The sequence below is a fragment of the Mycobacterium tuberculosis complex sp. N0072 genome, assembly GCF_030323725.1.
In the GTDB taxonomy this organism is placed as follows: Bacteria; Actinomycetota; Actinomycetes; order Mycobacteriales; family Mycobacteriaceae; genus Mycobacterium; species Mycobacterium tuberculosis.
In genome coordinates this window covers 1680175-1697864 of sequence record NZ_CP040689.1, presented here as the reverse complement: position 1 = coordinate 1697864, position 17690 = coordinate 1680175, and the positions used below count along the sequence as shown (strand labels likewise).

Sequence of the window (17690 nt, the reverse complement as noted above, 5' to 3'; positions counted from 1 at the left end):
ACGCTTATTCACCTGTTGCCAGTTGCCAATCCCTCTGGCTCTGATGTGACGCGTTTCCCGTTCGACAGGTGCGCGGCCGGGAAGGCGGTCTTCAGAGAGGATGGCTCCCGGGTTGTTAAATCCGAACCGTAGATTCTTCGGATAATTGTGTATGGCCGCTGCTTAGTTTCGATGAAGACTTTGGATACATAAATTCCGACCAGCCCTATGCAGAAAATCGTCACACCCCCCAGCATCCAGATGGATACGATCACGGATGCCCACCCCGCTTGCAGAGCGCGAAAGAAAATTCGATCGATGATCAGATAGCCCGCGGCCGAGCTTGAAATAATAAAAATGGCCGCACCAAGATAGAAAATGAAGACTCGAGGTTTGTTGCTAAATGAAGTGACATTGTCGACCAGTGTCGCTACTTTACGCCTAAACGTGTATGTGGTCGTTCCTTTCCATGCCTTGTTTACGGACATGGGCACCTGGTAAAAACCAGTAATCTGCCACAGACCGGCAATCGAAAGTTCACGCTCCTGGTGCTGGACCAAGCTGCGTACATAGTCGGCTGTCATCAGCCGCACGGTGAGAGTATTTTCATGAAGCGGGGGGTCACACAGCAGGGCGGACGCCCGATAATGGATTTTCGGTCCGAAATTCCTCAACCAACCGCCGGGCCGCCGCGCGTGGCAACCAAATACTACGTCGGCGCCCGTCGAGATCAGCTTTTCATAGAACGGCTCTAGGAGAGCCGGGTCCTCTTCCAAGTCTGAGTCGATCAGAAAGACGAGATCCCCCGTGGCGTGCGCCAGGCCGGTCATCATCGCTTTGTGGTGGCCGAAATTTCGCGAAAGCTGAATTACCCGAACACAGGGGTCGCTGTCGAGCAGCGAGACGGCCTGCTGGAGCGCTGCGTCCGGCGAGCCGTCATCCACGAAGATGATCTCGACGTCAGGCGTGATTTTGTCCGCCGCCGCGCGCGCTCTCCTGTAGAACTCCAGCACGTAAGGCTCTGACATGTACATAGTCGTTACGATCGAGAGGCGCATCGCCGATCCATCCCCAATCCACCCCGTAGGGTATCTCCTCGGGATCATACGAGGGCCGAGTGGCGTCCGCGGCGGTTTTGGACTCGTTCGATCCAGGTTGTCGCTGCGGTCGTCGCTGCCGCCTTGGTCGGCCGGAGCGCTGGGCGTTTCGGCTGCTGATACAAACAGCACGCTACCTGTGACGTTGTTGAATGGCCGATGGTGCCGCCAGCCGACGACCGGCTCTCGTAGTTGATGACCACCGCCGGCGTCGCCGCACCACCCGGGTCGTGCTCATCGACCCCCACCGCCGGGCGCTTCTGGTCGAAGGTCGCAATCCCGACGACGAGCAACTCACGTGGATGATGGTCGGCAGCGGCATTGAGGACGGAGAGAATCCGGCCGAAGCTGCCGCGCGGCAAGTGCTCAAAGTGACCGGCCGTAGAGGGCTCCCCCGATGGCACCGGACTATTCTGGTGTGCCGCTGGCCGGTAAGAGCGGGTAAAAGAATGTGAGGGGACACGATGAGCAATCACACCTACCGAGTGATCGAGATCGTCGGGACCTCGCCCGACGGCGTCGACGCGGCAATCCAGGGCGGTCTGGCCCGAGCTGCGCAGACCATGCGCGCGCTGGACTGGTTCGAAGTACAGTCAATTCGAGGCCACCTGGTCGACGGAGCGGTCGCGCACTTCCAGGTGACTATGAAAGTCGGCTTCCGCCTGGAGGATTCCTGAACCTTCAAGCGCGGCCGATAACTGAGGTGCATCATTAAGCGACTTTTCCAGAACATCCTGACGCGCTCGAAACGCGGTTCAGCCGACGGTGGCTCCGCCGAGGCGCTGCCTCCAAAATCCCTGCGACAATTCGTCGGCGGCGCCTACAAGGAAGTCGGTGCTGAATTCGTCGGGTATCTGGTCGACCTGTGTGGGCTGCAGCCGGACGAAGCGGTGCTCGACGTCGGCTGCGGCTCGGGGCGGATGGCGTTGCCGCTCACCGGCTATCTGAACAGCGAGGGACGCTACGCCGGCTTCGATATCTCGCAGAAAGCCATCGCGTGGTGCCAGGAGCACATCACCTCGGCGCACCCCAACTTCCAGTTCGAGGTCTCCGACATCTACAACTCGCTGTACAACCCGAAAGGGAAATACCAGTCACTAGACTTTCGCTTTCCATATCCGGATGCGTCGTTCGATGTGGTGTTTCTTACCTCGGTGTTCACCCACATGTTTCCGCCGGACGTGGAGCACTATCTGGACGAGATCTCCCGCGTGCTGAAGCCCGGCGGACGATGCCTGTGCACGTACTTCTTGCTCAATGACGAGTCGTTAGCCCACATCGCGGAAGGAAAGAGTGCGCACAACTTCCAGCATGAGGGACCGGGTTATCGGACAATCCACAAGAAGCGGCCCGAAGAAGCAATCGGCTTGCCGGAGACCTTCGTCAGGGATGTCTATGGCAAGTTCGGCCTCGCCGTGCACGAACCATTGCACTACGGCTCATGGAGTGGCCGGGAACCACACCTAAGCTTCCAGGACATCGTCATCGCGACCAAAACCGCGAGCTAGGTCGGCATCCGGGAAGCATCGCGACACCGTGGCGCCGAGCGCCGCTGCCGGCAGGCCGATTAGGCGGGCAGATTAGCCCGCCGCGGCTCCCGGCTCCGAGTACGGCGCCCCGAATGGCGTCACCGGCTGGTAACCACGCTTGCGCGCCTGGGCGGCGGCCTGCCGGATCAGGTGGTAGATGCCGACAAAGCCTGCGTGATCGGTCATCACCAACGGTGACAGCAGCCGGTTGTGCACCAGCGCGAACGCCACCCCGGTCTCCGGGTCTGTCCAGCCGATCGAGCCGCCCAAGCCCACATGACCAAACCCCGGCATCACGTTGCCGATCGGCATACCGTGATAGCCAAGATGAAAATTTAAGGGCACCAATAGATTTCGATCCGGCAGAACTTGCCGTCGGTTGCGGGTCAGGCCCGTGACCAGCTCCCGCGACAAGAACCGTATGCCGTCGATCTCGCCGCCGTTGGCGATTGCGCCGTACATCCGCGCCAGCGCTCGCGCCGTCGCCACCCCGTTGGCCGCGGGTATCTCGGCGTCCAGCAACGGCGCCTCGCCCTGCACGGCCGCGATGGCGCCGGGAAAATACATGGAGCGAAATCCGCCGGAGAACCGATGGGCGAGCCGGCGCATCGCACAGGTCAGCACCGCATTGGCGGCAATATCTTGCGGCATGATGATCTCGGCGACCCGCGTCGGCGCGTCGGCCGGCGGCCGACCCAGGTGCAAGCCGTCGGTGTCCAACGGCTCGGCAAGTTCCTCGCGGAACAGCAGGCGCATGTCCTTTCCGGTGACGGCCCTGGCCAGGCCCGACATCAACCAACCGAACGTCAGCGCGTGGTAGGCGGATTTGCCCAGCAGCCGCCCGGGCACCGCCGCCGCCAGCCGCTCTTCCATCACGACGTGATCCAGCAAGTCTTGCTGCGTCGCGCCACGCAATCCGGACAGGCCGGCCTGGTGTCGCATCACGTCACGAACCGTCAGGGTTGCCTTGCCGTTGGCGCCGAACGCCGGCCAATACTCGGCAACGGGAGCTTCGTAGTCGATCAGCCCCCGGTCGGCCAGCCGGTGGATGACCGTGGCCGTCATGCCCTTGGTCGCCGAGAACACCATCGGCGCGGAATCCGCCGACCACGGCACCCATCCGGCCCGATCAGCCCACCCCTTCCACACGTCGACGACCGGCTGCCCGTCGAGATACACCGCCAGCGCTCCGCCACCGAACCGGCGCCCCGGAAACATGCTGGCAAAGGCTCGAACGACGCACGCAAAGCGTGGGTCCGCCGCACCAAACACCCGCCGGCCCGCGTCCGGTCCGTCGTGGGACGAAACCGCGCGGTGATCGACTCCGGTGTCAACCATCACACGGTCGAACTTACGTGGATTTCGCAGCGACCATCGGCAAACACGGATTTATTTACCTATCCGTTAGGTTAGCTATCTCCAGTATTTGCTGAGCCGCCAGGGCCGGGGTCAGTTCGCCGGCGCGGACCCGACGCTCGAGCTCGGAGCGGACCTTGCGCACCGTCGGATTGGACCACACCCGATCCAGGACGGCGTCGCGAACCAGCTGCCAGGTCCAGTCGACCTGCTGATCGCGCCGACGGGCGTCGAATTCGCCGGCCCCGGTGAGCACCTGGCGATGACGCTCGACGGTGTCCCACAGCTCGGCCAGTCCCCTGCCCTCCACCGCGCTCATGGTGAGCACCGGTGGGCGCCACAGTGCTTCGCGAGGATAGATCAATCTGATCGCCGCCGACAGCTCCCGGGCGGCCAGCCGGGCCTCTTTGTGGTGCTCCCCGTCGGCCTTGTTCACCACCACGATGTCGGCGAGCTCCAGCACGCCCTTCTTGATGCCCTGCAACTGATCACCGGTGCGGGCCAAGGTCAGCAACACGAACGTGTCGACCATGTTGGCCACCGCGACCTCGGACTGGCCCACCCCGACGGTTTCGATCAGGATCACATCAAAACCGGCCGCCTCCAACAGCACCACCGTTTCCCGGGTGGCCCTCGTCACCCCACCCAGCGTTCCCGACGTCGGGGACGGCCGGATGTAGGCGTTCGGGTGCACCGCCAGCCGCGCCATCCGGGTTTTATCACCAAGAATCGATCCACCCGTGCGGGTCGACGACGGGTCGACCGCCAGCACCGCCACCCGATGCCCGCGCTCGATCAGATGCATGCCCAGCGCCTCGATGGCAGTCGACTTGCCCACCCCCGGGACCCCGGTGATGCCGACGCGATGGGCGTTCCCGGAGTCCGGCAGCAATCGCAGCAGCAGCTGTTGCGCCTGCTCACGATGGTCGGGGCGGGTCGACTCGACCAGTGTGATGGCCCGTGGCAGCGCCGCACGGTCACCGCCGCGCACGGCCGTCGCCAACCCGTCGACGGTGTCGTCGTCGTGGGATGCGGCCATCATGGCCACGGTAGCCCCAGCGCGGTCGCGAGCGCCGTGTTGATTTTGTTCATCGTCGCCGGCGTGACCTCACCGAGGTAGTCACCGAGCTCGTCTTTGCCGAGGGTCTCGATGTTGTCCGCGTTGACGTATCCGGTCAATGGATCGCTGGGGCCCATGGCGACCCAGGTCGGTATGGTTCTCCGCGTTGTTGTCAGGCGCACAGCCACCACGTCGGCGGTGTGACGGTTGCGGGCGTTGTTGGAGACGATGAGCCACGGTTTGGCCCCGTATCCGAGGTCGCATCGATAGACCTGACCACGCAACGGCGCGTTCACTGTGCCGAGCGCTGCTGCCTGGCGTTGCGCCGGGCCCGCGCGGCGCTCCGTTCGGCCTCAGACTCGTACGGGTACGCCGGATTGTCATGGATCGCGGCCGCGTAGGCGGCGTCGAGTTGCTCATCGTGTAGCGCCTCCCAGCGCTTGTTGATGGCGTCGACGATCGCCGCATTAGCGCTCCGGTATCCGCCTTTCACAATGTCTTGCAGGCGCTGGCGAGTTTGCTGGTCGAGCCGCACGGTCATCGAATGATCACGCACGCCCGAGATGATACCGGATAATGCAACCAGAAACGGCACCGCGGGCCTCTCGCTAATCCAGCGTGTACCCCAGCCGCTCGGCCAGCCTGTGCAGCAGGTCAATCGCCGCGTCGGCAATCACCGTCCCCGGCGGGAAAATGGCGGTGGCCCCGGCGGCGTACAGCTCGTCGAAGTCGCCCGGCGGGATGACACCACCGACCACGATCATGATGTCGGGCCTGCCCACCTGCGCCAACGCGTCGCGCAGCGCCGGCACCAGCGTCAGATGGCCGGCGGCCAGCGAGGACACCCCGATCACGTGCACGTCGTTGTCGGCGGCCTGACGCGCCACCTCCTCGGGGGTGGAAAACAGCGACCCCACGTCGACGTCGAACCCGATGTCGGCGAACGCGGTCGCGATCACCTTCTGCCCGCGGTCGTGGCCGTCCTGGCCCATCTTGGCGATCAGAATCCTGGGCCGGCGGCCGTCGGCCTCGGCGAACTTCTCCACTAGCTCGGTTGCGGCTGCGATGTTGGGGGCCTTTCCAACTTCGTCGCGGTAGACCCCGGAAATGGTACGGATCTCGGCCCGGTGCCGTCCGTACACCTTCTCCAGCGCTTCGGAGATCTCGCCCACGGTGGCCTGGGCCCGGGCGGCGTCGATGGCCAGGGCCAGCAGATTATTGCCCAGCCCGTCTGCTCCGGCGCGTCCTTGCTCGGCGGCGGCGCGGGTCAGCTCGGCCAGCGCGGCCCGTACCGCCGGCTCGTCCCGGCCTGCCCGCAGCCGCTGCAGTTTGGCCAGCTGCTCGGCGCGCACCCGGCTGTTTTCGACCTTGAGCACCTCGATCTCGTGGTCCTCGGGCACCTGGTATTTGTTCACCCCGACCACCGGTTGCTGACCGGAGTCGATGCGGGCCTGGGTGCGCGCGGCCGCCTCCTCGATGCGCAGCTTGGGGATGCCGTCGCTGATGGCCTGCGCCATGCCGCCATGTTCAGCGACCTCGGCGATGTGCGCCCGGGCTCGCCGCGCGAGCCGATGGGTCAGCCACTCCACATAGTAGGAGCCCCCCCACGGGTCGATCGGCCGCGTGGTGCCCGACTCCTGCTGCAACACCAGCTGGGTGTTGCGCGCGATGCGGGCCGAAAAATCGGTGGGCAGCGCCAGCGCCTCGTCCAGGGCGTTGGTGTGCAGCGACTGGGTGTGCCCCTGGGTGGCGGCCATCGCCTCGATGCATGTGCGCGCCACGTTGTTGAACACATCCTGGGCGGTCAGTGACCACCCCGATGTTTGCGAATGTGTACGCAGCGAAAGGGATTTGGCGCTCTTGGGCGCGAACTGTGCGACCAGCTCACTCCACAGCAACCGGCCGGCCCGCAGTTTGGCGACCTCCATAAAGAAATTCATCCCGATGCCCCAGAAGAACGATAGCCGGGGCGCGAAGCTGTCGATGTCCAGGCCGGCGTTCAGGCCCGCCCTGATGTAGTCGACGCCGTCGGCCAGGGTGTAGGCCAGCTCCAAATCCGCCGTGGCACCGGCTTCTTGGATGTGATAGCCGGAAATGGAGATGGAGTTGAACTTGGGCATCTTGGCGCTGGTGTAGGCGAAGATGTCGGAGATGATCCGCATCGACGGCTTCGGCGGATAGATGTAGGTGTTGCGGACCATGAACTCTTTGAGGATGTCGTTCTGGATGGTGCCGGCCAGCTGCTCCGGCGCCACGCCCTGCTCCTCGGCGGCAACCACATACAGCGCCAGGATCGGCAGCACCGCACCGTTCATCGTCATCGACACGCTCACGGTCGACAGGTCGATGCCGTCGAACAGCTGTCGCATGTCGAGAATGGAATCGATTGCCACACCGGCCATTCCGACATCGCCCTGCACGCGGGGATGGTCGGAGTCGTAGCCGCGGTGGGTGGCCAGATCGAAGGCCACCGACAGCCCCTTCTGGCCGGCGGCCAGGTTGCGTCGGTAAAACGCATTGGAATCCGCGGCGGTGGAAAACCCGGCGTACTGGCGGATGGTCCACGGCTGGTTCACATACATCGTCGGATAGGGGCCGCGCACAAAGGGGGGCTCGCCCGGGAAGCTGTGCAGCGGGTAGCCCTCGGCTTCGGCGGCGGCCCGGTCGGCGGCGATGTATACCGGTGTGACGTCAATGCCTTCCGGCGTGTGCCACACCAACTGTTCGGGCGTGTACCCGTGCGCCGCCGCGGCGGCGGCGACATGCGTGTGCACCGCGGCCTCTGTGGGCGATTGCGCGGCACGCTCGCTATGCAGCGGAACGCCGGCGAAGCTGCCGATCACGGGTGTCTTGGTTGTCATCTAGGCCCCCAACCGCGTCAGCAGATTCGACAAGGCTTGCACCACATTGATTTTCGCGGTCAAAAACTCGTCGGGCCGGTGTGCGGCATCTCCCAACGCCTTCTCGGGACCCGCGAGGTACACCCTCGAAACACCGGCGGCTCGGGCCGCTTGCACAATGTCGGCAACCTCGTCCCGGTAGCGCGCATCGGTGCCGCAGATCACGGCAACGCTGGGCGAACCGGCATCGGCAACGGCATTCCCGACGGTGCCCGCATCAACCGTTCCCGGGTCGATCGCCTCGATGCCGCCGGACGCCAGCAGGTTGGTGGCGAAGGTCGTCCGGATGTTGTGCTCGGCCAGCGGACCCAACGGCAGCAACAGCACCCGCGGCCGTGCGCCAGTGCGGGCTAGGTGGTGATCGGATCGATCGCGCAATGCTTCGAATCCGGCAGCGTAGCGGCGCACCGGCGATGTCGGATCACCGGGCGGCAGCGCGGGTTCGCCCAGGTTCGGGTATTCGTTGACGCCGGTGATCGCCAGGCGCCGATGGGCGATGTCGTCGGCGCGGCGGGCGGCGCACTCGGCGATCTGGCCGGCCAGGAAGTCGTGGGCCTCGACGAAGCCGCCACGGGCCTCGATGGCCTGGAAACGCTGCCAGGCGCGCCGAGCCAGCCGGTCGGTGAGCTCTTCGACGAACCACGACCCGCCGGCGGGATCGAGCACCCTGCCGACATGCGACTCTTCTAAAAGCAGCAGTTGGGTGTTGCGAGCGATCCGGCGCGCAAAGCCGGCCGCCGTGCCGGGAAAGCCGCCGGGAATCGCCACGTCGAACGGGTGCACCAGCACGGTGTCCGCGCCACCGACACCGGCGCCGAAGGCCGCCAGCGTGCAGCGCAGCATGTTCACCCACGGATCACGCTGGGTCATCATCGGTAGCGACGTCTCCGCGTGCACGACGGCCGCGCCGCCACCCGGGTCGCCCACGACCTCGGCGACCCGCGCCCACAGTTGACGTAGAGCCCGCATCTTGGCCAGCGTCATGAACTGGTCGTCGTCGGCGGCGAGCCGGAAGCTGATCTGCCGCAGCGCGTCACTCACCACGAGCCCGGATTCGGTGAGCACCCGCAGGTAGGCCACCGCGGCCGCGACGGTGGCCGCGAGTTCGGTGGCCGCGGTCGCGCCCAGGTTGTGGAAGGCCGGTCCGTCGACGGTGATCGCACGAAGCCCACGTTCGCCGGCCGCCCGGGATGCGACCGCGACGACCTCCTCGATCGGCGGGGCGGGACGATCGCGCAGCGACGCCGTCAGCGGGTCGGCGCCCAGGTCGATCGACAGGGTGTCGCGCTGGCCGGGATCGAGCTGGGCGACCAGCGCCAGCATGACGTCGCAGGCCGGGCGGTAGTCGGCGCCGGCGTCGAGGATGACCGGCGCCAGGTTCAGATACACCCCGGACAGCAGCGCCGTGAGCCGGTCAGGCGCCACACCCGACTCCCCCACCCGGATCAGCAGCGCGCTGACCCCCTCGCCGAGCGCGGCCAGCACCGCCGCGTTGGTGTCGGCCGTCGCACCGTTGGCGGGAAACGCCTCGGCGACCTTCCAGCCGGAATGCACGTCGCGCAGCGGGTCTCCGCCGCGCACAAAGGGCCACTGGCCCGGCAACGGCGGCTCCGGGAGCTCGTCGAACGCGGTGTAGAGGGCCCGGATGGCGAACCCGTCAGCGGTCTGGGTATCCAGCAGCCGCTCGGGGTGATCGCCGAGTTGTGCTGAGTCGGTACGGTTGCTCTTGGACAGCACACCGGCAACCGCGTTGCGCCAGCGCCCGCGAACCTGTTCTAGGTCGGCACGCTCGGGTACATCAATGGACACCGACTGCTCCTGTTTTCCCAGCAATTAGCGATGTTGCTTGGGCTTGCTTCGGGATTGTCACTTAACTAATAAGGCTAGTTGATCGGGACGCCCATATAGACGCCCAGGTGCGGCAATCGCGGCCGGAGTGTGACGAAACGCCAGCCTGGGGAAACGAGTTATTCATGTTGACCCCGTACGCTCCGAAGACGTGACGGCTCCCGCCATCTGCAACACCACCGAAACCGTGCACGGTATCGCCACCTCGCTCGGCGCGGTCGCGCGTCAGGCGTCGCTGCCGCGCATCGTGGGAACAGTGGTGGGAATCACAGTACTGGTAGTGGTCGCGCTGCTGGTTCCGGTGCCCACTGCGGTGGAATTGCGCGACTGGGCCAAGTCACTGGGCGCGTGGTTCCCGCTGGCATTTTTGCTGGTGCATACCGTCGTCACGGTGCCGCCATTCCCCCGCACCGCGTTCACGTTGGCCGCCGGGCTGTTGTTCGGCTCTGTGGTGGGCGTATTCATCGCGGTGGTCGGCAGCACCGCTAGCGCGGTAATCGCGATGCTGCTGGTGCGTGCCACCGGCTGGCAGCTGAACAGTCTGGTGCGCCGCCGAGCGATCAACCGGCTGGACGAGCGTCTGCGTGAGCGAGGCTGGCTGGCCATCTTGTCGCTGCGGCTCATTCCCGTCGTCCCGTTCGCGGCGATCAACTATGCCGCCGGCGCCTCGGGCGTGCGGATCCTGTCCTTCGCCTGGGCGACCTTGGCAGGCTTGCTCCCCGGCACCGCGGCGGTGGTCATCCTGGGCGACGCGTTCGCCGGTAGCGGTAGCCCGCTGCTGATCCTGGTGTCGGTATGCACGGGCGCGCTAGGTCTGACTGGGCTCGTCTATGAGATCCGCAATTATCGACGGCAGCACCGACGCATGCCGGGTTACGACGACCCTGTGCGCGAGCCGGCTCTCATTTGATAAACCTTCGGTCGGGGTCAGCGCATCAGCGCGTGCAAATTTGGCGTGGCAGCTCGATGCCGTCAACGCACCGCGCTACGTTCGGTCGGCCAGCATTCTCGTGTCGGGAAGCAGAGGTCACGGCCACTGACCTTGCCCCTGTAACTGGGCCTCGAACAACGGAGCCTCTACGCGGAGGACGTCTTTTCCGTTAGTGCCCGAATATCCGGCATCGGCACTAAGGATTGTCCGACACACGAACGTAGGACGGCGCTGATGTAGGGCCTTTGGTGGGGTTATTCTTCGACGGCACCCAAGTTTCGACCCGCGACGGCATTTGAAAATGGTGCATCCACCAACACGTCGGATCCGAAGCCCGCAGCCGGTTACGCATCCCGACCAACACCGTGGGATGCAACGACGGCGCGTGCACCGTCAACCCCGCCGCGGCCTCCCAACGCAGATCAAGGGCCAACCGGTCACAAGGCTCCCGATCCGACAACCCCTAATAGGCCTGCAACAGCATCACCGTCCCAAGCATGTCAGCGGCGGTTGGCCTACGTCACCATGCCCGCCTTCGGGTGGTCCCGCGGGGTGCCTCATCTGCCGATGTTGTTGGCGGACCCGGTCGGTATCACCGCCAGCACCAACACAACGCAGACGAAGACCTGCACGTTTCTCCTCGACGGCGGTTGCTCGATCTCCGGTCTGTCGATCGCGTACAAGATGTAGACAATGGCCACGTCGAGTGTGATCATCACCCACCAGCGAGTCCAGTCGACAGCGGTGATGAACAGCGGAACCAGCAATGCCGATGCCAGCACCGGCAACGCCAGATTGCCGCGCAGTTCGGCAAAGAAGGTTCTGACCGGCACGGCGGAGACATAGCGGATCATCGATGTCGTGGCAACGAAGAACAGCAACCCGAGGAGGAATGCACCGAATAGTGCGCGGAAGCCAACCACGGCCACCAGCTTTGCAGAGGTAATCCAGTCGAGGTTAAACCACGGGGTCACATGCTCGCACACCCAATCGTGGTAATCTGCATGGCTCTCGACACGACCGAATATGTAATCGAGAACTCGCTGCGGTGTCGTTGCAACCGCCCACGGATTTTCGACCATCCCATGCGGGATATGGGCACACAACTGGTCCGCGATATCGCGACGCCCGACCACAGCGAGCAACAATACTGAGACGGTCCCCGGACCGATGGCCAACGCAGTACAGATTCGCCTTGTCGCACCTGTCGCATTCTTCGACAACACGATTATCGCCAGCACCGCGCCGAGTGCGAATTCCAGTGGAATCGCTTCGTGTATGAGCGCCAGCACGGCCATCGTAAGTCCGTACAGCGTACTGAGGATCACCCGGGTTCGAGAGGTGTGGGCCCTGGTCAGAAAAATGCTGAAGGCTACCAACGCGGTCATCCCGAAGAGTTCCGGATGTGGATTATAGATGGCGTAAGAAAAGGCAAAGGGTAGCACCGGAACGAGGAGGGCAAGCATTATCCTGCGCTCGGACCGGTTGCCCGTGGAAAGGATAAGCCACACCACGACGGCAAGGGCGATCAGCCACACCGTGATAGACGTCCACAGAACGGTATAGGCGCCGGCAAAGAAATGATCGCCGGTCAACATGCGAATCAGTTCACCGCCCAGCCCGCGACGTACAAACCCGAATTCATAGCTGGCCGCGTAATAATGCAACCACAGGATGGCATTCGGAAAGACAGCTTCGACAAAATACACATGCCAGATACCCCACACGACCAACCAGGTCGACACCAGGACATATACCCGAGCGCGTTTGTCAGCGAGTTGAGCGTATTTCACGAGGATTTCTGCACTGCCCAGTGTCGCTTGGTCGGCACCGCCAATGCCTTTGACAGCAAAGCACTGTGACACACCATAACGACCCTCCGCGCCCCAAGGTCGAAAAAGAGACTAACCGACGCAGAATGGCGGTGGCAACGGGTTCGGCTCCACGGATCGCTCGCCAATCCAGTGTGTACCCCAGCCGCTCGGCCAGCCTTCGTAGCAGGTCGATTGTGGCGTCAGCGATCCCGTCCCAGGAGGGAATGGGGCGGCCCCGGCGCCATCAGGTTGTTGCCGAGCCCGCTAGTACCGGCACAACCGCGGGCGGCCGCGGCGCGGCTCAGCTCGGCTAGTGCGGCGTCGACCCTGACCCGATCCCGACTTGAGCGCAATTCGTACAGTTTGGCCAGCTGCTCGGCGCGCACCCGGCTGTTTTCGACCTTGAGCACCTCGACCTCACCGACCGACACACCACTGCCATAGGTCGAGTTGCGCCTCCATGCTTAAGTGCGCTCCGGCCCCTTTGCCGTCATCAGCGCGAACAACGTCAGGAATGACGCCGCCGGAATCGCATTAACAACGCGATCTCGCACCCGGACATGTGCCCCCACGGCGAGGATGAAGTACAACGTCAACATCGCTGTCGTCAGCCGCGCCAAGGCCGGGAATCGGGTGACCGACAACAAACCGACCGCAGAGGCGGCCTTGACCACCGGCAGCACCGGGCGAACGCTGACCGGAACGTCCAAGTCGTCGAGTAACCTGGCGATAGGTGGCAGCGGGATGGCGCACGCCACCGCGTCGCCCGCCTGCAGAGCTGCCAGTACCGCATAGGTTTTCGGTGAGGTCAAACCACTCATCGGACCACTCTATTGAGTCAACCTGGGGGGCGTCCCCAGCGAACCCTCGACCGGCTTGCGGGCTATCGCCTCGGCTGTAGCCACCGCCCGAGCGATCGACGGGTCGGTATCGGTGGAGAACCAGCCGGCGACCTCGGCGTCGTCACCGTCGGCCGCGTGCTTGGGCTGGTCTTCGACCGGGGACGGCTCGAACCGGAACACCCCGTCCTCACCCGGCTTGCCCAGCAGCCTGGTGAACCCCTGCAGTGCGGCGTTGAAGTCGCTGGGCACCACCCATACCTTGTTGGCGTCCCCACGCGCCATCTCCGGCAGCGTCTGCAGGTATTGGTAGGCCAGCATCTCCGGGGTGGGCCGGCCAGCCTTGATCGCGGCGAACGTCTTCTCGATGGCCTTGGCCTGCCCTTGCGCCTGCAGGTAGGCCGCGGCGCGCTCACCCTGAGCGCGCAGCATCCGAGACTGCCGATCGGCCTCAGCAGCCAAGATCGCGGCCTGCTTGGCGCCCTCGGCGGCCAGGATCTGCGCCTGCTTTTGCCCCTCGGCCTGTTTTATCGCCGCCTCCCGGGTACCTTCGGCGGTCAGAATCATCGCTCGCTTCTCCCGGTCGGCCTTCATCTGCTTTTCCATCGACGCCTGAATCGACGGCGGCGGATCGATGCTGCGCAGCTCCACCCGCGCCACCCGCAGACCCCAGCGGCCGGTCGCCTCATCGAGAACGCCGCGCAGCTGGGCGTTGATCTGGTCACGCGAGGTCAACGTCTGCTCCAGCGTCATCCCGCCGACAACGTTGCGCAGGGTGGTGGTGGTGAGCTGTTCGACCCCGACGATGTAATTGCTGATCTCGTACACCGCCGCCTGCGGAACGGTCACCTGGAAGTAGACGACGGTGTCGATGTTCAGCGTCAAGTTGTCCTCGGTGATCACCGGTTGCGGCGGAAACGACACCACCCGCTCGCGCAGGTCCACCCGAGCCCGGACGCGGTCGATGAACGGCACCAACAGCGTCAACTGCCCACTGACCGTACGACTATAGCGACCCAGCCGCTCGATCACCGCGGCCTCCGCCTGCGGGATCAGCGCCACCGACTTGGCCACCACGATGATGGCGAAAATCACCAGGACGGCCAGAAACACCAGACCAGCAACGGCTCCTTGCACCGGAATTCCTTTCTCGAGTCCCTACACGTCCTTGAAGACCACCGCCGTGGCGCCGTCGATTTGCACCACGGTCACCGAGTCACCAGGTTCGAACACATCACCGTCGTTGAGCGGGCGCGCCGTCCACACCTGGCCGTCCAGCTTCACCTGACCCCCGTCGCGGGCCACCCGACCAAGCACCACCGCCTTCTTACCCTCCAGCGCCTCGATGCCCAGCTGCACACCTTTGGTCTGCGTCAGCCGGCGCCGCACCGCCGGCCGAACCAACACCAGCAGCAGCACCGAGACGAGGAGAAACACCGCCCCGTCGGCCCACATCGGCCAAGCCAGCAGCCAGCTGCTTACCGAGGCGGCCAGCGCACCGCCGCCGAGCATCAGCAAGAACATGTCGCCGGTCAGTGCCTCTGCGCCGACGAGCACCAACGCCGCGATAAGCCAGATCAAAGCGACGGGCATGCGCTTAGGATACGCGTGATCCGCGTCAGCCGGGTCGAACAACTACACTGCAAGATCATGTGGTGTCCCAGTGTTTCGCTGTCGATCTGGGCTAACGCTTGGCTCGCCGGCAAGGCTGCTCCCGACGACGTGTTGGATGCATTATCACTTTGGGCGCCAACGCAATCCGTCGCAGCTTATGATGCCGTGGCTGCGGGCCACACCGGGCTGCCGTGGCCCGACGTCCACGATGCTGGAACGGTCTCGCTCCTGCAGACACTGCGCGCCGCGGTGGGCCGGCGCCGACTGCGGGGGACGATCAATGTGGTGTTGCCGGTGCCGGGCGATGTGCGCGGGCTGGCTGCGGGAACACAGTTCGAGCACGACGCCCTTGCCGCCGGCGAGGCGGTGATCGTCGCCAACCCGGAGGATCCCGGCAGCGCCGTTGGCCTGGTCCCGGAGTTCTCCTATGGCGATGTCGACGAAGCCGCGCAGAGCGAGCCACTCACGCCCGAATTGTGTGCACTTTCTTGGATGGTGTATTCACTTCCCGGGGCCCCAGTGTTGGAACACTACGAGCTCGGCGATGCCGAATACGCGTTGCGGTCAGCGGTGCGCTCGGCCGCCGAAGCCTTGAGCACCATCGGACTGGGATCTAGCGACGTCGCCAATCCCCGTGGCCTCGTCGAGCAGTTGCTCGAATCGTCACGGCAACACCGGGTTCCCGACCACGCGCCATCGCGCGCATTGCGGGTGCTCGAGAATGCCGCGCACGTCGATGCGATCATCGCGGTCAGTGCCGGGCTGAGTCGATTGCCGATCGGAACGCAGTCGTTGTCGGACGCTCAGCGTGCCACCGATGCGTTGAGACCGTTGACCGCCGTGGTGCGCTCGGCCCGGATGTCCGCGGTCACGGCGATCCTGCACTCGGCCTGGCCGGACTGACGCTAGCCACGCAGTGCGGCGGACGGCATGGCTGGCCGTTGATGCTGGACAGACAGCCCGGCACCGGATCGGGGCCACTCACCCGCGCAGGTATACGGCCGTAACGGAGTTCGTCGATCAAACCTCTGGCTAGTCGAGCGAACCGCGGGTCGGCATTGGGGGTGCTGGCCCGGGCGTACGCGATGCCCGCTGCCTCGGCTTGTAATCGCAACTCGTGGTCGAGATCCCACACCACCTCGATATGGTCGGCGACGAATCCAATGGGACACACGATCACCGCGTTGATGCCGGCCCCAGCCAGACCGGTGAGCTGGTCGGTAACGTCTGGCTCCAGCCAGGGCACCTGCGGCGGGCCCGATCTCGACTGCCAGGCCAGGTCAAAGTCGCAGTATCCGGCAGCGGCCGCGACCAGCCTTGTGGCGTAGGCGACTTGGCGGCTGTAGAGGTTGGGGCCACAGCGGCGGTCGGCGGCCGTCGGGATCGAATGCGCGGTGAACACCAGCCGGGCATCACCGCGCACGGTTGCGGCGGCCGCGGTGATGGCGTCGGCGAACATCTCGACGAACAGCGGATGGTCGAAGTAGGGCCGCAGTTTTACCAGTTCAGGCGCGTCGCGCCCGGCCGCGCGGCGGGCCCGCGCGATGTCCTCCACGTACTGTGTGCAGCTCGAGTAACCGCTCCACGCAGATGTCGCAAAGACCGCTGCACGCCGGACACCGTTGTCGCGCATGGCCGTAACGGCATCTTCTACATACGGCTCCCAGTTGCGGTTACCGAAGTACACCGGCAGTTCTTGCTGCGCCTCCAGCTCCGCGATCAGTGTGCGATTAATGCCATTGATCGGTGATACCCCACCGAAATGCAGGTAGTGCTCGGCCACCGCGTCCAACCGTTCGGCAGGCACACCGCGGCCCCGGGTAACGTTCTCCAGGAACGGCCGCACCTGCTCGGGCCCTTCCGGTCCGCCGAACGACAGCAGCAGGACGGCATCAAATTGCATGCGTTCTAGAGCAATTGGGTGTGCGCGCCGCCGTCGGCGTAGATGATGTCACCCGTGGTCGCCGGCAGCCAGTCAGACAGCAGCGCGCACACCGTCTTGGCGACCGGCGTCGCATCCTTCATGTTCCAGCCGATCGGAGCGCGCTGATCCCAGCCCTCCTCGAGCAGCTGGATCTGGGCGCCGGCCTCCTCGCCGAGCGCACCGCCGACGATCGCACTCATCGCCAGCGTCCGGATAGGGCCTGCGGCAACGAGATTCGAACGCACACCGTACTTGCCGGCCTCGCGCGCCACGAACCTGTTGACCGACTCCAACGCGCTCTTGGCGACCGTCATCCAGTTGTAGGCCGGCATCGCCCGGCTCGGGTCGAAGTCCATGCCGACGATGGAACCTCCGGGGTTCATGATCGGCAGCAGCGCCTTGGCCATCGAAGCATACGAATACGCCGAGATGTGGATGCCCTTGGACACATCCGCGTAGGGCGCGTCGAAGAACGGGTTGATGCCCATCCCGGTCTGCGGCATGAACCCAATCGAATGCACCACCCCGTCGAGCTTGTTGCCCGCCCCGATCGCCTCGGTCACCCGGCCGGCCAAGCTGGCCAGGTGCTCCTCGTTTTGCACGTCGAGTTCGAGCAGCGGGGCCTTTGCCGGCAGCCGGTCGGTGATGCGCTGAATCAGCCGCAGCCGGTCGAACCCGGTGAGCACCAGCTGGGCGCCCTGCTCCTGGGCTACCCGTGCGATGTGAAACGCGATCGACGAGTCGGTGATGATTCCGCTAACCAGAATCCGTTTGCCGTCCAGCAGTCCTGTCATGTGCG

At 64.8% G+C, this 17690-nt stretch carries 18 protein-coding genes and 2 pseudogenes; 5 read left to right on the top strand and 15 right to left on the bottom strand.

The window, feature by feature from the left end:
- Positions 1 to 8: 8 nt before the first annotated feature.
- Positions 9 to 1037, bottom strand: a complete 1029-nt coding sequence (losA, locus tag FF952_RS07975; protein ID WP_003903478.1) for a glycosyltransferase LosA — start codon at positions 1035 to 1037, stop codon at positions 9 to 11.
- A gap of 191 nt (positions 1038 to 1228) precedes the next feature.
- Between losA and FF952_RS20760 the strand changes: the two genes are divergently transcribed.
- The 3 genes from FF952_RS20760 to FF952_RS07960 are packed head-to-tail and all read left to right on the top strand — an operon-like array spanning position 1229 to position 2584.
- Positions 1229 to 1531 (top strand): NUDIX domain-containing protein, encoded by a 303-nt coding sequence (locus FF952_RS20760; RefSeq protein ID WP_003407610.1) that lies wholly within the window; start codon positions 1229 to 1231, stop codon positions 1529 to 1531.
- Positions 1532 to 1540: 9 nt separating this feature from the next.
- Positions 1541 to 1753, top strand: coding sequence for a dodecin (locus tag FF952_RS07965; protein WP_003898900.1), 213 nt, complete (start codon positions 1541 to 1543; stop codon positions 1751 to 1753).
- Between the two features lie 54 nt (positions 1754 to 1807).
- A complete protein-coding gene (locus tag FF952_RS07960) occupies positions 1808 to 2584 on the top strand; it encodes a class I SAM-dependent methyltransferase (protein ID WP_305953045.1) in 777 nt (258 codons plus the stop codon).
- Positions 2585 to 2656: 72 nt separating this feature from the next.
- Here the strand turns inward: FF952_RS07960 and lipL are convergent, their stop codons facing one another.
- The 6 genes from lipL to mutA are packed head-to-tail and all read right to left on the bottom strand — an operon-like array spanning position 2657 to position 9730.
- A complete protein-coding gene (gene lipL / locus FF952_RS07955; protein WP_003407599.1) occupies positions 2657 to 3946 on the bottom strand; it encodes an esterase/beta-lactamase LipL in 1290 nt (429 codons plus the stop codon).
- Positions 3947 to 3998: 52 nt separating this feature from the next.
- Positions 3999 to 5003 (bottom strand): methylmalonyl Co-A mutase-associated GTPase MeaB, encoded by a 1005-nt coding sequence (meaB, locus tag FF952_RS07950; protein ID WP_003407596.1) that lies wholly within the window; start codon positions 5001 to 5003, stop codon positions 3999 to 4001.
- Positions 5000 to 5317: a type II toxin-antitoxin system toxin endoribonuclease MazF4 gene (gene mazF4, locus FF952_RS07945; protein ID WP_003407593.1), complete on the bottom strand. Its 318-nt coding sequence runs from the start codon at positions 5315 to 5317 to the stop codon at positions 5000 to 5002. The genes meaB and mazF4 overlap by 4 nt, the downstream gene beginning before the upstream one ends.
- Entirely contained in the window at positions 5314 to 5616 is a 303-nt protein-coding gene (mazE4, locus tag FF952_RS07940; RefSeq protein WP_003900349.1) for a type II toxin-antitoxin system antitoxin MazE4, read from the bottom strand. Before mazE4 ends, mazF4 begins: the two co-directional genes overlap by 4 nt.
- Positions 5617 to 5629: 13 nt before the next feature.
- Positions 5630 to 7882, bottom strand: a complete 2253-nt coding sequence (gene scpA / locus FF952_RS07935; protein WP_003407587.1) for a methylmalonyl-CoA mutase — start codon at positions 7880 to 7882, stop codon at positions 5630 to 5632.
- A complete protein-coding gene (gene mutA, locus FF952_RS07930) occupies positions 7883 to 9730 on the bottom strand; it encodes a methylmalonyl-CoA mutase small subunit (RefSeq protein ID WP_003407585.1) in 1848 nt (615 codons plus the stop codon). It lies immediately after the preceding gene.
- Between the two features lie 190 nt (positions 9731 to 9920).
- Between mutA and FF952_RS07925 the strand changes: the two genes are divergently transcribed.
- Positions 9921 to 10679, top strand: coding sequence for a TVP38/TMEM64 family protein (locus FF952_RS07925; protein ID WP_003407583.1), 759 nt, complete (start codon positions 9921 to 9923; stop codon positions 10677 to 10679).
- 346 nt (positions 10680 to 11025) lie between these two features.
- Here the strand turns inward: FF952_RS07925 and FF952_RS20940 are convergent.
- The 6 genes and pseudogenes from FF952_RS20940 to FF952_RS07900 form a co-directional block, all read right to left on the bottom strand.
- Positions 11026 to 11217: pseudogene (locus FF952_RS20940) on the bottom strand (transposase); the annotation flags it as partial.
- A 40-nt stretch (positions 11218 to 11257) separates the two neighbouring features.
- Positions 11258 to 12565 carry an Rv1490 family membrane protein gene (locus FF952_RS07920; RefSeq protein ID WP_003898896.1) on the bottom strand — a complete coding sequence of 436 codons (1308 nt, stop codon included), beginning with the start codon at positions 12563 to 12565 and terminating at the stop codon, positions 11258 to 11260.
- Positions 12566 to 12753: 188 nt separating this feature from the next.
- Positions 12754 to 12933, bottom strand: a pseudogene (locus tag FF952_RS07915) (methylmalonyl-CoA mutase family protein); the annotation flags it as partial.
- A 45-nt stretch (positions 12934 to 12978) separates the two neighbouring features.
- Positions 12979 to 13335, bottom strand: a complete 357-nt coding sequence (locus FF952_RS07910) for a DoxX family protein (protein WP_003900347.1) — start codon at positions 13333 to 13335, stop codon at positions 12979 to 12981.
- 9 nt (positions 13336 to 13344) lie between these two features.
- Entirely contained in the window at positions 13345 to 14490 is a 1146-nt protein-coding gene (locus FF952_RS07905; protein WP_003407571.1) for an SPFH domain-containing protein, read from the bottom strand.
- A 21-nt stretch (positions 14491 to 14511) separates the two neighbouring features.
- Positions 14512 to 14946: an NfeD family protein gene (locus FF952_RS07900; RefSeq protein ID WP_003407562.1), complete on the bottom strand. Its 435-nt coding sequence runs from the start codon at positions 14944 to 14946 to the stop codon at positions 14512 to 14514.
- Positions 14947 to 15003: 57 nt separating this feature from the next.
- On the opposite strand from FF952_RS07900, the gene FF952_RS07895 reads away from it, so the two are divergent.
- The gene (locus tag FF952_RS07895) at positions 15004 to 15870 is read left to right on the top strand and encodes an Rv1486c family protein (RefSeq protein WP_003902086.1); all 867 of its coding nucleotides are present in this window, start codon (positions 15004 to 15006) and stop codon (positions 15868 to 15870) included.
- Here FF952_RS07895 and FF952_RS07890 read toward each other — a convergent pair.
- Together FF952_RS07890 and inhA are read right to left on the bottom strand one after the other, a co-directional pair.
- Positions 15836 to 16870 (bottom strand): ferrochelatase, encoded by a 1035-nt coding sequence (locus FF952_RS07890; RefSeq protein ID WP_003407559.1) that lies wholly within the window; start codon positions 16868 to 16870, stop codon positions 15836 to 15838. The two genes, FF952_RS07895 and FF952_RS07890, sit on opposite strands and share 35 nt — an antisense overlap.
- A gap of 5 nt (positions 16871 to 16875) precedes the next feature.
- Positions 16876 to 17685 (bottom strand): NADH-dependent enoyl-ACP reductase InhA, encoded by an 810-nt coding sequence (gene inhA / locus FF952_RS07885; RefSeq protein WP_003407553.1) that lies wholly within the window; start codon positions 17683 to 17685, stop codon positions 16876 to 16878.
- Between the last annotated feature and the right edge of the window lie 5 nt (positions 17686 to 17690).

What these genes read in the sequence shown, in the direction of transcription:
- FF952_RS07900 (WP_003407562.1), bottom strand. Translation starts at nt 14,946, where the DNA reads ATGCCCGTCGCTTTGATCTGGCTTATCGCGGCGTTGGTGCTCGTCGGC.
- FF952_RS07965 (WP_003898900.1), top strand. Translation starts at nt 1,541, where the DNA reads ATGAGCAATCACACCTACCGAGTGATCGAGATCGTCGGGACCTCGCCC.
- FF952_RS07890 (WP_003407559.1), bottom strand. Translation starts at nt 16,870, where the DNA reads ATGCAATTTGATGCCGTCCTGCTGCTGTCGTTCGGCGGACCGGAAGGG.
- FF952_RS07895 (WP_003902086.1), top strand. Translation starts at nt 15,004, where the DNA reads ATGTGGTGTCCCAGTGTTTCGCTGTCGATCTGGGCTAACGCTTGGCTC.
- losA (WP_003903478.1), bottom strand. Translation starts at nt 1,037, where the DNA reads ATGCGCCTCTCGATCGTAACGACTATGTACATGTCAGAGCCTTACGTG.
- inhA (WP_003407553.1), bottom strand. Translation starts at nt 17,685, where the DNA reads ATGACAGGACTGCTGGACGGCAAACGGATTCTGGTTAGCGGAATCATC.
- FF952_RS20760 (WP_003407610.1), top strand. Translation starts at nt 1,229, where the DNA reads ATGGCCGATGGTGCCGCCAGCCGACGACCGGCTCTCGTAGTTGATGAC.
- scpA (WP_003407587.1), bottom strand. Translation starts at nt 7,882, where the DNA reads ATGACAACCAAGACACCCGTGATCGGCAGCTTCGCCGGCGTTCCGCTG.
- FF952_RS07910 (WP_003900347.1), bottom strand. Translation starts at nt 13,335, where the DNA reads ATGAGTGGTTTGACCTCACCGAAAACCTATGCGGTACTGGCAGCTCTG.
- meaB (WP_003407596.1), bottom strand. Translation starts at nt 5,003, where the DNA reads ATGATGGCCGCATCCCACGACGACGACACCGTCGACGGGTTGGCGACG.